The sequence below is a fragment of the Vibrio sagamiensis NBRC 104589 genome (assembly GCF_007990935.1).
GTDB lineage: Bacteria > Pseudomonadota > Gammaproteobacteria > Enterobacterales > Vibrionaceae > Vibrio > Vibrio sagamiensis.
The window spans coordinates 15,762-29,902 of sequence record NZ_BJXJ01000030.1 but is presented as its reverse complement, the minus strand read 5'-3'; the positions used below and the strand labels follow the sequence as shown (position 1 = coordinate 29,902).

Genomic DNA, 14,141 nt, shown 5'->3' with positions numbered 1-14,141 from the left:
ATTAAAAAAAAGATAAAACTTATCTCTCTTCTAGCATTTTTACGATCTGGTTGGCTACCACTTTTGCACTCTGATCATCAGTACGGACTGTATAATCCGCCACTTCTTCGTATAGAGGATTACGTTCGTCAGCCAAACTTTCCAAGACATCACGAGGACTGTCCGTCTGAAGTAGAGGGCGCTTCTTGTCACGATTTGTGCGCGCAAGCTGCTTTTCAATAGTGGTTTCTAGATAAACAACAACACCTCGAGCAGAAAGGCGGTTACGGTTCTCTTTACTTTTTACAGACCCCCCACCAGTTGCAAGCACAATGCCTTGTTCTTGAGTTAAGTCTTCCAGTACAGACTCTTCACGCTTGCGGAAGCCTTCTTCACCTTCGACATCAAACACCCAAGAAATATCTGCACCAGTACGTTCTTCGATCACTGTATCAGAGTCGATGAATTCCATGTGCAGTTGCTGTGCTAGGTGTCTACCAATTGTACTTTTGCCAGCGCCCATTGGGCCAACAAGAAAAATATTACGTTTCTCAGCCATATTTAGCAGTAATTTACAACGTTAATTCAATAAGATCGCCACAAGAAAACACAATCAAGTTGCTGCTTTACTAAGCTTGTGGCACCAATTCCTCACAGATAATTCGTGATAAGACCCGAAATTATCCAAGCATGGTGCCACTAATGCAACTTTATTTTTTATCTATTCTGCTTTTTCGTTAAAGAAATTTAGTGAATCAATACCTTAGGCGTCACAAAAATCAACAATTCACTCTTGGCAGCTCTTTCATAATGTCTACGAAAAAGTGCACCAAGTAGAGGTAGGTCTCCCAATAAAGGCACTTTATCAACCGAATTTGTGATGCTATGTTGAAAAATTCCACCTAGAACTATCGTTTCACCATTGTCAACCAAAACTTGTGTACCAATTCTTTGAGTTTCAATCGCAACCGCTTCACCAGTTCCTGTTTTTATAATTTGTCCGGGCCGGTCTTGAGTCACATTAAGATCGAGAACTAAACGGTTGTCAGGTGTAATCTGCGGCGTCACTTCTAAACTTAACACAGCTTTTTTGAAAGCCACTGATGAAGCACCGCTTGAAGACGATTCTAAATAAGGAATCTCGCTACCTTGCTCAATGTAAGCTGACTTTTTATTAGTTGTCAATAAACGAGGGCTGGAGATAATTTCAGCTTTTGACTCCTGTTGCAAAGCTGATAGTTCAAGATCCAACAAAGTATCCGTCCCCAGTTTAGCCACCTGAAAAGCAATGCTGGTCGCACTTGGGCTTGTCGCCGCCAAATTAACATTGAGAAAATCATCCAGATTTGCACTGCTCTGATCACTACCACGACCATACAAGCCAATATTGGCAATATTGCTCTCTATTGAGCCACCTATTCTGTTGTTACCATGCAAAGAAGAAAAACCCCAACGAATACCCAATTCATCCATGTTGCCTTCTTGGACAATCACAATACGGGCTTCTATCTGCACCTGCTTGACTGGAATATCTAACGAAGCAATCAGCTCACGAAGTCTATTTATGTTACTCGGTAACTCACGGATCAGCAAAGCGTTGGTCCTTTCGTCCGTCGCCACGCGACCACGTGCAGAAAGCATGCTCATCTTACCCTCAGCATTAATTATCGCGGCAATATCGGAAGCTTTAGCAAAATTAACCTTGATAATCTCAGTCGCGAGATCGCCCATTTCTTGGTCAAGTTGCCGCTTTTCCAGTTGCTGCTTCTCTCGTAAATCCAATTCTTCTTTTGGCGCAATCAGAATTACATTACCTTCAATCCTTTTATCTAGACCTTTTAGCTTAAGAATAATATCCAGCACCTGTTGCCACGGAACCCCATCTAAACGTAACGTTAAATGACCTCCCACAGAATCTGATACCACCACGTTAAACTCTTGATGCTCGGCAATTAACTGCAACACACTCCGCACTGGGATATCTTGAAAATTAATCGATATCGGCTTGTTCTTATTATCAATAAAGGGTTGGGGCGATAGGGTGTCATCGGGTTGACGGGGGCTGACCGTCACCTCAAGTGTCTGCCCTATAACGCGATAATCATGCCGATACCCTCCTTCAATAAACACCTCAATGCGCGTGTTCGCTCCTTCTCGGAACACTTCTAAACTATCAACAACCGTGGCAAAGTCCTTCACATCAATAAGATAGAGCTGCTCGTCTTTGACCACCGTTTTGAGCAAGTTGATACTCAACCCACGTTTACCCTGCTGGATGTCAACAATGCCTATTGGAGATGCAAACTCAACGATGATAATCGCCTGTTGATTGTGATTAGAGCGAAAGTCAATGTTCGTTAAGGTATTGGCTTTGACATTCCATACCATGAGTGCGCTGAAAAAGACCCAAAACTGCCAGTAGAGACGTCTTCTCAATATCCTTGATACCCACATAAATTATTGTTTCATCACTTTTATTTCGTTGCTTACAAACTGCCGCTAGTTAACCGAACGTCAGCTTTACGTTACGCTGTTGCCAGCACCCTAACCCATCTTGCAAGGATTCCTTAATCAGTAAGTATTGATTTGAAACGAAGCTCACTTGCCCCTGATTACGACCAATATATTGTCCAGCCTCAATGGTATAAACCGTGCCATCAGGCGCTTGAATCAGGCCAGAAAGGCGTGCTTTCGTGCCTATTACACCCTTTAATTGGAGTTGTTCGAGAGAAAAATGCTCCAATACTTCCAACGTTTTTCTTGGCTCCGGCTGCCAACAATCCGCTCTGAGGGTCAAATGAGTTGCCATTTTTGCTTCTTGCGGAAGTTCAAAAGGTACTCGCAAATGTTTAGGCTCATAGGTAACAGCGCCGACACTTTTGCTCGGTTGAAGCGCCACCCGCTCTTGAAATGCTTGATGCTCAATTTGATCGATCACGTGATCTAATGGTTGGTCATTAGCTTGACAGCCTGATAAAGCCATTACAAAAACCACACCTAACCGACTCTTATTGTGCACCTGTGCGTTCCTCTGGTTTAGATTGATAAGTATTAGCTGTAACACGAAAATGAAGCGTTTCACTCTCTTGGCTAACACGTTGCCAAGTTACATTCTGAAAAGTGATAATACGGCCTAATGCCGCAATAGCCTGAGAAAAACGCCCAATATCATGAAAGTTACCGGTAAGCTCTATATTGAGAGGTAAACGATAGAGAAAATGTTCTGGCTGCTTATGGCCCCAATCGATACGAGTGAACGTCAAATGGTTGCTGACGCCAATTTCGTTTACCGAGGCCAGTAAGTTGGCTAACTCTTTTTGTTCAGGAAGCTGTAGCAATAATAACTGGTAGCGCTGGTCTAAATCGTCGAGTTGAGATTGTAGCTGTGGCAGTGCCGCGACTTGATTTGCTTTGACTTGAAGGCGAGCGTGAATCACCTGTTCTTGCTGATTTAAGCCCTGTAAATGCTGCTTTTCCGGCAGCAAATATAACCAGTAACCCACTGTTTGAATAAACATGAAGATAAGTAACAACGCCATCAATTGTGGTAAACGTGGCCAATCCAATATTTCATTGAATTCAAGCTCCTGCCAGTCATTCACGTTTCGTCACCTCCTGGGGGGGAAGCGCGTTGAATAAAAAAGAGAGGCTAAACACCTGAAACTTTTTACCAAAACGAGGCTTGTCATGAACGATGGAATGCATCCTTACATCATGTAATTGTTCTGATTGTTCTAAATTATTCAACATCATAGTCAGATGAGGAGTATTTTCAGCAATGCCTGTCATTTCAACTTGGTCAGCATTCATTTTGATCTTATCGACATAGACACCTTGAGGAACCACAGACGGCAGCATGTTCATCAGTTGAGTGGTCTTGTTACGATTATTTTGCAAAGTTTCCACAAACTTGAGGCGTTCTACTATGTTGTTATACGCGAGCTGAGCCATTTTCATTGTTTCAAGACGTTGATCAAGCTGGGTAATATAGTCGTTTAAATACGTAAGACGTTGTTGCTGTATTCGTTGTTGATATTGAAGATATTGACTTGCTAACCATTGAGTGAACACGACGATTACAATCGCGGACAACAACATCCCGATAAATCGACGTTGATGCAATCTGCGCTGTTTTTCTCGCCAGGGAAGAAGATTAACGCGATAGAGCATGCTCACTTCCCAACCACTGAATGCCTCGTATTGCCAACCCTGCCGCTGCCGTAAACTGCTGCTGAGCCTCGAAATCATTCTCGTGGACGGATTTGACATCAAACAAGCCCAGAGGGTTAAGCAAGCAACATTCCAAAGCAAGCTGCTCCGATAAAATATCGGTAAGTTGTGCAAGGTAAAGACTTTGGCCAGAAAGCCAAATACCATCGATATGTCGACTACCATGAAGTGAACGATACAAATGTATATAGCGCTTCACTCGCTCCACGATTTGTTGAACAAACGGCTGTAACATGGAAGGCATTTGACATGGTTCATGAACAAACTCTTTATAAAACAACTCGTCGTACTGTGTGAACATAGTAAAAGAACTGTGACTCGTTCCAATATCCAACAGTGCATGTTGGCTTTTATCTGGAAAAGACGCTACCGCTAATTGCCAAATCTGCCCCAAACAATGGGAATGAACATCAGCTAAAACGGTTTGAAATCCAGCCTCATGCATCATTTTTATACGTGCATCAAGCACTTCTTTTCGTGTTGCAAAGACTTGATACTGATCGCTACCAAGACTTTCCTGTTTCGGCTCAAGTAAGACAAAATCCAAACTCAATTCTTCAACAGGGAAAGGAGATTGATGTGAAAAAGCTTGAATGATTGCAAATTCCCTTTCGCTCTCGGTCAAATTCTGTTCTACTTGGAGCCTTTTACTGATAACAGCACTATCTGGCACTGATATAGCAACCTTTCTCGCCCGGAAAGGTAAGGTCTTTTTCAGTTCTTTAAGTACATTGACCATTTCATGATGATTCAATATGTTATTTTCAGCGATAATGCTTTCCTTAATTAGGAGTTCTTTATAATCGCATAATACGTAACGATGCCCCTTTGGTTTTATAACCATGGCTTTTAAACTGTTATGACTAATATCAATGCTAGTTATGAAGAACTTATCCATATTGACTCTCGTTGCCAAACCTCCACCACCTTCTTGGTGTGTACACTGCGAAATTTTCTTCGTACAAAGGTTGTTATTAATATCTAAATAAGAGTTAATATCTCTCATATGCTAAATTTTTAACCCAAGAGTACTAGGGTTTGCCGTTATACAGCCTCAACTAATCAGGGATTATCCGGTGAAGTTCATAAAGCGTTTATTACTTTTAACATTGATTTGCATAATTCTTGGAGTCACTACAATTTTTGGCTTCTACCAATATGTAAAGCCAGAATTACCAGATGTAGCAACAATTAAAAATGTTGAATTACAAACACCTATGCAGGTTTTCAGTCAAGATGAAAAGCTGATCGCACAATTCGGTGAAAAACGCCGAATTCCAGTTACGTACGAGGACATTCCACAAGACCTCATTAATGCACTGATCGCGACGGAAGATAGTCGCTTTTATGAGCATCCAGGTATCGATCCTATTGGTATCACTCGTGCAGCTCTTGTTGTTCTGGTCTCAGGTTCAGCAAAACAAGGCGCAAGTACCATTACTCAGCAGCTAGCTCGTAACTTCTTCCTTTCAAATGAGAAGAAGCTGATGCGAAAAATTAAAGAAGTATTTATCGCCATCCATATTGAGCAGTTATTAACCAAACAAGAAATAATGGAACTCTATGTTAATAAAATTTTCTTAGGTTATCGCTCCTATGGTTTTGGTGCAGCTGCCGAGGTTTACTTTGGTAAAACACTGGATGATCTGACCCTGAGTGAGATTGCTGTACTTGCGGGAATGCCAAAAGCGCCTTCTACGATGAACCCTATTTACTCTCTTGAACGCGCGACCCATCGTCGTAATGTTGTACTAAAGCGTATGTTAGATGAGAAATACATCACCCAAGTACAGTATCAACAAGCACGTTCGGAACAAATCGAGTCAAACTACCACGGTGCAGACATTGAAGTATCTGCACCTTATGTAGCGGAGCTTGCACGCTCATGGGCAGTGAAAAAATTTGGTAAAGAGCATGCCTACACATCAGGGTTAAATATTTATACGACCGTGACTTCGACTCTCCAAGAAGCAGCAAACGATGCAGCTATCAATAACCTGCTTGCTTATGATAAGCGCCATGGCTATCGAGGAGCGGTCAAGGAACTCTGGACTCAAGACGCTGCACCTTGGAATGAACAGCAAATAACAAAGCACCTTAAAAGTCAGCCAACCTACGGGCAGCTTTACCCTGCAATCGTTACTGAAGTAACAGACAAATCAGCCACAGTGTTGATTAAAAATAACGGTCAACAACTACTTGAATGGCAAGGAATAAAGTGGGCAAGAAAGTTCATTAATGATGAACGTCAAGGCCCGCCTCCATCATCTGTGAAAAACGTCCTCGCAGTTGGCCAACAGATCTGGACTCAAGAAGTCACCATAAAAGATAAACAAGGTGCAACTACTCATAGCTGGGAGCTAAGTCAGGTTCCGGATGTGAATACCGCCTTCGTAGCAATGAACCCAGACAACGGTGCCGTTTTGGCTTTGGTTGGTGGATTCAATTTTGCTCATAGCAAGTTTAATCGTGCTACCATGTCTATGCGCCAGGTGGGTTCAAGTATCAAACCTTTTATTTACTCTGCCGCTCTCAATAAAGGCCTGACTCTGGCTTCACTGATTAATGATGCGCCCATTCATCATTGGGATGTTGGCTCAGCGTCGGCATGGCGACCAAAAAACTCCCCACCGACCTATAATGGCCCAACTCGTCTTCGCATTGGTTTGGCGACATCAAAGAATGTTATGGCGATAAGAACACTTCGAGAAGTGGGCTTAGAACAAACTCGCCAGTACTTAACTCACTTTGGCTTTGATATTAAAAATATCCCTCATTCAGAGACCATTGCACTTGGAGCAGGAAGCTTAACGCCATTGCAAGTCGCACAAGGTTACTCTGTTTTTGCTAACGGCGGCTACTTTGTTGAACCTTTCTATATTGATCATATCAATAGCCCCTTCGGTGAAGTGCTCTATAAATCAAACCCAACGGTAGTATGTAAAAGCAATTGCCAACCTCTAGTTGAAAAAGCTGAGGAGAAGCTCTCAACCGAATTTGGTGAGGAAGATGTTTCAATTGAAGGGGTTGACCCAAACCACTCACAACAGCAAGACATGCCACATTTTGCCAAGCAAGTCATTTCTGAGCAAAACGCTTTCCTCACACGTGAAATGATGTACAGCAATATTTGGGGTGGTGGTAATTGGCGCCAAGGCACCGGCTGGAGAGGAACAGGCTGGCGAGGTCAAGCCCTTAAGCGTCATGATATCGGTGGTAAGAGTGGCACAACAAACAGTTCAAAAGATACTTGGTACAATGGCTACGGGCCTGGCGTTGTTGCTATTTCATGGGTAGGCTTTGATAGCCATTCTCGCTCCCTTGGACGCACGACTGTCAATAGAAACCTAGGCAAAAACCAAACCTCTGGTGCTGAAGCTGGTGCCAAAACGGCTCAACCAGCTTGGATTGACTTTATGAGTGTTGCGTTAGATGGCAAACCAGAGCAGAGTAAACGCATGCCAAATGACATTATTCGCGTTCGTATCGACCGCAATAGTGGTTTACTCACGGATAAAGTCGATGGGACAACCACTTTCGAATACTTTGAGAAAGGTACTCAGCCAACAAAATATGTCGGACGAGGCCTAGAAGACAGTATTTATTCTGGAGGTAGTGGCAGCTCAGAAGAACTCTTCTAACGCTTATTAATCGCGACAAAGTCTCAGTACAACACGTCGATTACCCCCAGCAACATCAAGTTGTTGGCCTATAAAATTAAGGGAGCCGTTTTGGCTCCCTTAATTGTTTGTTACTCGCATATCTTGTGTGCCACCACACTCAGCCTCTTACCTAGCTAGAGACATGACTCAGTTAAGCATCTAAGATCCCTTTGATCACCGCTGCTAACGTTTCAAAACGCTCACGAAGTGGTGAGCCGGGTCGATACACCAAAACCAATTGGCGCGAAGGTGTTGGGTTCACTGCAGGTAAATAGCATACGCCATCCTTTGTTTTTTTTGCCGGAATCGATAGCTGTGGCAATAGGGTAATCCCTGCTCCAGCCGCAACCATATTACGCAATGTTTCTAAGCTAGTCGCTTTAAAATGTTCGTCGTCATTAGCCCCTGCAGCAAAACAAAAGCCTAGTGCTTGATCTCGAAGACAATGGCCATCCCCCAAAGCTAAAACTGTTTTGCCATTTAATTCAAGCATATCAATGCTGTCTCTTCCTGCCCATTCATGATCACAAGGTACTGCGACACTTAATGGCTCATTATATACCTCAATTTCCCTAAACGGTGACGTATCATCGACTGAGGCAAGTACCAAGCAGTCCAATTTGCCTTCTTCTAATTGACGAACCAATTGATTCGTTTGCGCTTCATGAAGAAATAAAGCCAGATCAGGAAAAGTTTCTTTAAGTTGAGGCACTATCTTAGGCAAAAGGTAAGGCCCAACAGTCGGAATAAAGCCGATGTGTATCGGTCCTGCCATAGAGCCATTTTGCCCACTGGCCATATCTTTAAACGTTTTGACCTCATTTAAAATACGCTTAGCCTGTTCAACCAACTCTAATCCAGAGTCCGTGAATAAAACTCTTCTGCTGCTTCTTTCTAACAACGTTGTACCAAGCTGCTCTTCTAACTTACGGATTTGACCACTCAAGGTAGGTTGGCTCACAAAGCAGGCTTCAGCAGCTTTACGAAAGTGCTTATGTTCCGCAAGGGCGACTAAATATTCAAAATCTCGAATGTTCATCGTTCTCACTTATAAAATAGAAATCACCTATCAAAACCATAGCATTGAATGATTAGAACTATCAAAGTATTTTTTCAATAATGAGCGCAACAAAACGAAATTATTGAGCAAAGCAAGCTAAGCTCTAACACGAATTACCGATGAATAACCAAAGGAAAATGTTTATGTTTACTTCAAAAGAAGGCCAAGCCATCCCACTAGTGACTTTCCCAACTCGTCAAGACGATGCTTGGGTCAACCTTACTACTGATGAGCTATTTAAAGACAAAACCGTGATTGTCTTCAGTTTACCAGGCGCCTTTACCCCAACTTGCTCTTCGAGTCATTTGCCTCGTTACAATGAGTTGTTTTCTGTCTTCAAAGAGCATGGTATCGACGATATTCTTTGCGTCTCAGTTAATGACACGTTTGTTATGAATGCTTGGAAGGCAGACCAAGAAGCGGAAAACATCACTTTCATTCCTGATGGTAATGGCGAATTCACCGATGGTATGGGCATGTTGGTTGATAAAAATGATTTGGGCTTTGGCAAACGTTCATGGCGCTACAGCATGCTGGTCAAAAATGGCATCGTAGAAAAAATGTTCATTGAACCAAACGAGCCAGGCGACCCGTTTAAAGTTTCTGATGCCGACACTATGCTTAACTACATCGCACCGGATTACCAAGCGCAAGAGTCGATCACTGTCTTTACCAAACCTGGCTGTCCTTTCTGTACTAAAGCAAAACAAAACTTACGTGAACATGGTTTACAGTTTGAAGAAATTGTTCTTGGCAAAGACGCATCAACCGTAAGTTTGCGCGCAGTTTCTGGCCGCTCAACGGTTCCTCAAGTCTTTATTGGCGGTAAACACATTGGTGGCAGTGACGACCTAGCAGCTTACCTAGATTAATAATATCTCGCCTCCTGTCACAAACGTCAGGAGGCACCCCAAAATACAAGTCTTACGATGTCATCACCAAAGACTTTCGACCCGATTAAAAATAACGACTTCCAAACTAAGCGATAACGCGGTTTGGCCATAAAGTGAGAGTTTATTATGAAAACATTAAATGTCGATGTCGCCATTATTGGTGGTGGCACTGCCGGTCTTGGCGCTTACAGAGCAGCAAAAGCTCATACTGATCATGTTGTAATGATTGAAGGTGGCCCTTATGGCACAACCTGTGCTCGCGTTGGCTGTATGCCTTCAAAACTGTTAATTGCAGCAGCAGAAAGCGTTCATCAAATAGAAAAAGCACCCGGCTTTGGTGTCCATCCACAAGGTAAAACCCTCATTAATGGACAAGAAGTGATGGCTCGAGTTAAAAGTGAGCGTGATCGCTTTGTTGGCTTCGTTTTGGAAGGTGTCGATGAAATCCCAGCGCAAGACAAAGTTTCTGGATACGCAAAATTTATCGATGACCATACATTGTTAGTTGATGATCACACCACGATCCACGCAAAGCGTATTGTTATTGCCACAGGATCGAGACCGGCCTATCCGGCAGCTTGGAATGAGTTAGGCGATCGATTAGTGATCAATGACGATGTGTTCGATTGGAACGACCTACCTCGCGCTGTCGCCGTATTTGGCCCTGGTGTTATTGGTCTTGAGTTAGGCCAAGCTCTGCATCGTTTAGGCGTTGAAGTCAAACTATTTGGTCTTGGTGGGCAAGTGGGTCCGTTGACAGATCCTGAAGTGATGAACTATGCAGAAAAAGCCTTTCAAGACGAGTTTTATCTTGATGCCAATGTCAACATCGAAAGCATGAAGCGCATACCCTCATTAGATGGAAACAGTGATGATCACGTTGAGATCCAATTCATCAACCATCAAGGTGAATTAGAGACATTTATCGCCGATTATGTGTTGGCAGCAACAGGTCGTCGACCAAATGTTGATAATCTAACAATAGAAAATACGCATCTTGAACTCGATGACAGAGGTGTTCCAAAAGCCGATTACCATACTCTACAGACTTCAGTTGAAAGTATATTCATTGCTGGAGATGCCAGTAACCAAATACCGCTGCTACATGAAGCTGCCGATCAGGCTCGAATTGCTGGTGATAATGCAGGACGTTTCCCAGAGATTAAGCAAGGACTTCGTCGCTCACATATTTCAGCCGTTTTCTCTGACCCACAAATTGCGATGGTGGGTGAAACCTTCAGACAAATACAACAACGCTTGGGAACATGTGGGTGCTTTGAAACAGGTGAGGTCTCGTTTGAAAATCAAGGCCGTTCGCGAGTCATGCTACGTAATAAAGGACTGTTACATGTCTATGGTGAGCAAGGAACAGGACGTTTCCTTGGCGCAGAAATGATCGGTCCTGATGCCGAACACTTGGCCCACCTACTCGCTTGGGCACATCAAAACAAGATGACGGTTTCAGAAATGTTAGATATGCCGTTCTACCATCCCGTTATCGAGGAAGGAGTAAGAACCGCACTGCGTGATCTAAATGCCAAACTCAATTTAGGCCCTGAAATGATCAAACATTGTCTTGACTGTGGACCTGGCTGTTAACCGTACAGCAATGGTTTAAGACAATCACGTTTTAGAACAATCACAGTTTAGAACAATAATGCCTCATCATTTCAATAACAGATGAGGCATTTTCTATATATCCAAGCTTTCTCAGGATGACCTTCAAAGCACCCTGAGATTACTTTTTATATCAGCTACTTGTAAAAAATATTATGCAGCAATCATTGCATAGCGGCTGACCATAACGATCGCGGCCAATCCAATCACAAAAAAACCACCCGCGAAGCCAAGTGCAACTTTAAGTTCAACTGACATACTTTTTCCTCACCTTAAATGAAGAACACCTTACACGAGTTGAATCACCTCTCTTACTCACTAAGCTAATTTTGCATTTTTGACTTTATCAGCCAAAGCGCTGCACATATTCCGCCCAATAACTGAAACAAAAAGAAACAAGAAGAATAAGAAAAAAGAAGAGAAGAGACTTAAAATCTGGGAAGGTAAGCAAAAGAAAAAAGCCCCAAGACCAATTATAGTCTTGGGGCCTTCTTAGATTCTTCTAAGAAAAAGCAGTGGTATTTAAGTAGACTCGGCACTTTCGTAAAAGTTCCAGATTTTTTTTCAATTTCTTAAATACAATAAATCTATACCACAGCTTTCATTGTTACGGTCAATCTAAGCAACGCAGCTTTTTTGAATTAACTGCTCAAACAAATTGATTTCTAATGCAACTTCATCACATGCATGCTGACGTGGACACTGATCGCAATCTTTAAGTACTTTTTCTGGTAGTAACGATTTTGAGGTCGGTAAAAAACTTTGCTTCATAAAAAACTCAGGAGTACGAGTCAAGACAAACACTTTTTTTATCGCCATCTGACGAGCTTTATCAATCAGGTAATTCACGATAGCACCGCCTTGTCCCTGGCCTTGCCACCCGGCTTCAATACCGAGTGAACGAATCTCTGCAAGCCCTGAATCATAAACATACAGCGACGCACATCCTGTGACTTCCCCATGATGTTCAGCGACAGCAAAAGAGCCAATATCACGTACTAATTCATTACGTGAACGAGGAAGGTTTTCTCCCATATTGGCCCAGTAAGTGACCATCCCTTCTAGCATATCAATGTCCGTCAAACGTGCAGGACGAACTTTAACTGCTGATGCATCACGCTGTGCAAGTCGTTGGTCGGCCTGATCCACAGCATAAGCAACCTGCTTAGATGATACCCCTCCCAATGCGCTACGTTTTTCTAAACAAGAATCGATGGTTAAAATCCCGTAAACATCCGCTTCAATCACACCCGAGAAAGCCTGCAATTCTTGTAAAGACAACTCTTCTAACGCACAACCTTTGGTGATAGCTGCGACCACAGCAACACCCACAATATGGTGTGCTTCTCTAAATGGAATCCCTTTTGCCACAAGATAATCAGCCAATTCTGTAGAATTAGCGTAGCCCTGCTTAGCCGCTTCTAGAGTTCGCTCACCATTCACTTTAAGACCATCAAAACACAAAACCGCCATTTCCATACAGTCATTCCAAGTATCGAGTGCATCGAATAGGCCTTCTTTGTCTTCTTGCATGTCTTTGTTGTATGCCAGCGGCAGTGCCTTAACCGTCATCATCATGCCAGCAAGCGCCCCATAAACGCGGCCAGTCTTACCACGGATAAGCTCAAGCGCATCTGGATTTTTCTTCTGAGGCATCAATGAAGAGCCTGAAGTCACGGTATCTGCCAGCTCAATAAAGTTAGACTCTCCAGAATTATAAAAAATCATATCTTCCGCTAACCGCGAGAGATGCAACATAGAAATGGAAGCTACTGACATCAATTCCATCACATGATCACGATCAGAGACAGAGTCTAAGGAGTTACGCGTTGCACGTTGAAAACCTAAGTTATGCGCGAGTTTTTCCCGGTCAATCGGGTAGGCCGTTCCTGCAAGAGCTCCCGATCCAAGAGGACAGGCGTCTAATCGCTGTAGTGCATCGTTTAAACGAGAATAATCACGTTCAAACATTTCTACATACGCCAAGCACCAGTGAGCAAAAGTAACAGGCTGAGCACGCTGTAAATGAGTATAACCGGGCAAAACCGTGGCTTGGTGCTGCTTTGCCACATTGATCATTTGAGTTTGTAGGCGATCGAGTGCAATAAGAAGTTGCTGGCCTTGCTGACGACACCAAAGTTTTAAATCAGTGGCAACCTGATCATTACGTGAACGTCCTGTGTGGAGTTTTTTACCCAAGTCTCCCACTTTACTGATCAGTTGCTGTTCAACCCAAGAGTGAATATCTTCCGCATCCGACTGTAGGATCTGGTTTGGGTCTTCCATTACTTCAAGCTTGAGGGCGCTCAGAGCTAGCTCGAGCTTTTGTTGTTCTTCGCCAGATAATACCCCAACTGACAACAACGCTTTCGACCAAGCAATCGAGCCGATAATATCTTGCTCAGCTAAGCGGTAGTCAAAACGCAATGAATCGTTGAAATCCTTGAACCTAGTATCTGCTGCTTGAGTAAATCTTCCGCCCCACAATGCCATGCGTCTCTCCTGATGCTTATTGCTTATTTCTACTTGCTTACACTTGTTTACGACTCATTTTGTATTCACTAACCAACAGCTGGCCTGTGCTTACTTGTTGTTATCAATCTAAGTTACGATAACTTCATGCAAAAATAAAGTATTAATTCATAATTTTGGCATATTTATTCAATTAAAGGTTGAGTAACTACTTACAAAAAAAAGACC

11 protein-coding genes are annotated in these 14,141 nt (G+C 43.0%); 3 read left to right on the top strand and 8 right to left on the bottom strand.

Annotation, left to right across the window (positions count from 1 at the left end; translation table 11 throughout):
- Positions 1 to 19: 19 nt before the first annotated feature.
- The 6 genes from aroK to pilM all read right to left on the bottom strand — a co-directional run bounded on the left by aroK (position 20) and on the right by pilM (position 5,107).
- Entirely contained in the window at positions 20 to 538 is a 519-nt protein-coding gene (gene aroK / locus VSA01S_RS14165; RefSeq protein WP_039980001.1) for a shikimate kinase AroK, read from the bottom strand.
- A 188-nt stretch (positions 539 to 726) separates the two neighbouring features.
- Positions 727 to 2,367, bottom strand: a complete 1,641-nt coding sequence (locus VSA01S_RS14160; protein WP_039980002.1) for a type IV pilus secretin PilQ — start codon at positions 2,365 to 2,367, stop codon at positions 727 to 729.
- 115 nt (positions 2,368 to 2,482) lie between these two features.
- On the bottom strand, positions 2,483 to 2,998 hold the full coding sequence (locus VSA01S_RS14155; protein ID WP_039980003.1) for a pilus assembly protein PilP: 516 nt from the start codon (positions 2,996 to 2,998) through the stop codon (positions 2,483 to 2,485).
- Entirely contained in the window at positions 2,988 to 3,581 is a 594-nt protein-coding gene (locus VSA01S_RS14150; RefSeq protein WP_039980004.1) for a type IV pilus inner membrane component PilO, read from the bottom strand. Before VSA01S_RS14150 ends, VSA01S_RS14155 begins: the two co-directional genes overlap by 11 nt.
- On the bottom strand, positions 3,574 to 4,149 hold the full coding sequence (locus VSA01S_RS14145) for a PilN domain-containing protein (protein WP_039980005.1): 576 nt from the start codon (positions 4,147 to 4,149) through the stop codon (positions 3,574 to 3,576). Before VSA01S_RS14145 ends, VSA01S_RS14150 begins: the two co-directional genes overlap by 8 nt.
- Entirely contained in the window at positions 4,133 to 5,107 is a 975-nt protein-coding gene (gene pilM, locus VSA01S_RS14140; protein WP_039980030.1) for a type IV pilus biogenesis protein PilM, read from the bottom strand. The genes VSA01S_RS14145 and pilM overlap by 17 nt, the downstream gene beginning before the upstream one ends.
- Positions 5,108 to 5,285: 178 nt before the next feature.
- Here pilM and VSA01S_RS14135 point away from each other — a divergent pair, with 178 nt between their 5' ends.
- Positions 5,286 to 7,850: a penicillin-binding protein 1A gene (locus tag VSA01S_RS14135; protein WP_039980006.1), complete on the top strand. Its 2,565-nt coding sequence runs from the start codon at positions 5,286 to 5,288 to the stop codon at positions 7,848 to 7,850.
- Between the two features lie 172 nt (positions 7,851 to 8,022).
- Here VSA01S_RS14135 and oxyR read toward each other — a convergent pair whose 3' ends face one another.
- Positions 8,023 to 8,910 (bottom strand): DNA-binding transcriptional regulator OxyR, encoded by an 888-nt coding sequence (oxyR, locus tag VSA01S_RS14130; RefSeq protein WP_039980007.1) that lies wholly within the window; start codon positions 8,908 to 8,910, stop codon positions 8,023 to 8,025.
- A gap of 164 nt (positions 8,911 to 9,074) precedes the next feature.
- Here oxyR and VSA01S_RS14125 point away from each other — a divergent pair, with 164 nt between their 5' ends.
- Positions 9,075 to 9,803 (top strand): glutathione peroxidase, encoded by a 729-nt coding sequence (locus VSA01S_RS14125; RefSeq protein WP_039980008.1) that lies wholly within the window; start codon positions 9,075 to 9,077, stop codon positions 9,801 to 9,803.
- A 147-nt stretch (positions 9,804 to 9,950) separates the two neighbouring features.
- Positions 9,951 to 11,423 carry a dihydrolipoyl dehydrogenase gene (locus tag VSA01S_RS14120; protein WP_039980009.1) on the top strand — a complete coding sequence of 491 codons (1,473 nt, stop codon included), beginning with the start codon at positions 9,951 to 9,953 and terminating at the stop codon, positions 11,421 to 11,423.
- 636 nt (positions 11,424 to 12,059) lie between these two features.
- Here VSA01S_RS14120 and argH read toward each other — a convergent pair.
- Positions 12,060 to 13,934, bottom strand: a complete 1,875-nt coding sequence (gene argH / locus VSA01S_RS14110; protein WP_039980010.1) for an argininosuccinate lyase — start codon at positions 13,932 to 13,934, stop codon at positions 12,060 to 12,062.
- Positions 13,935 to 14,141: the final 207 nt, after the last annotated feature.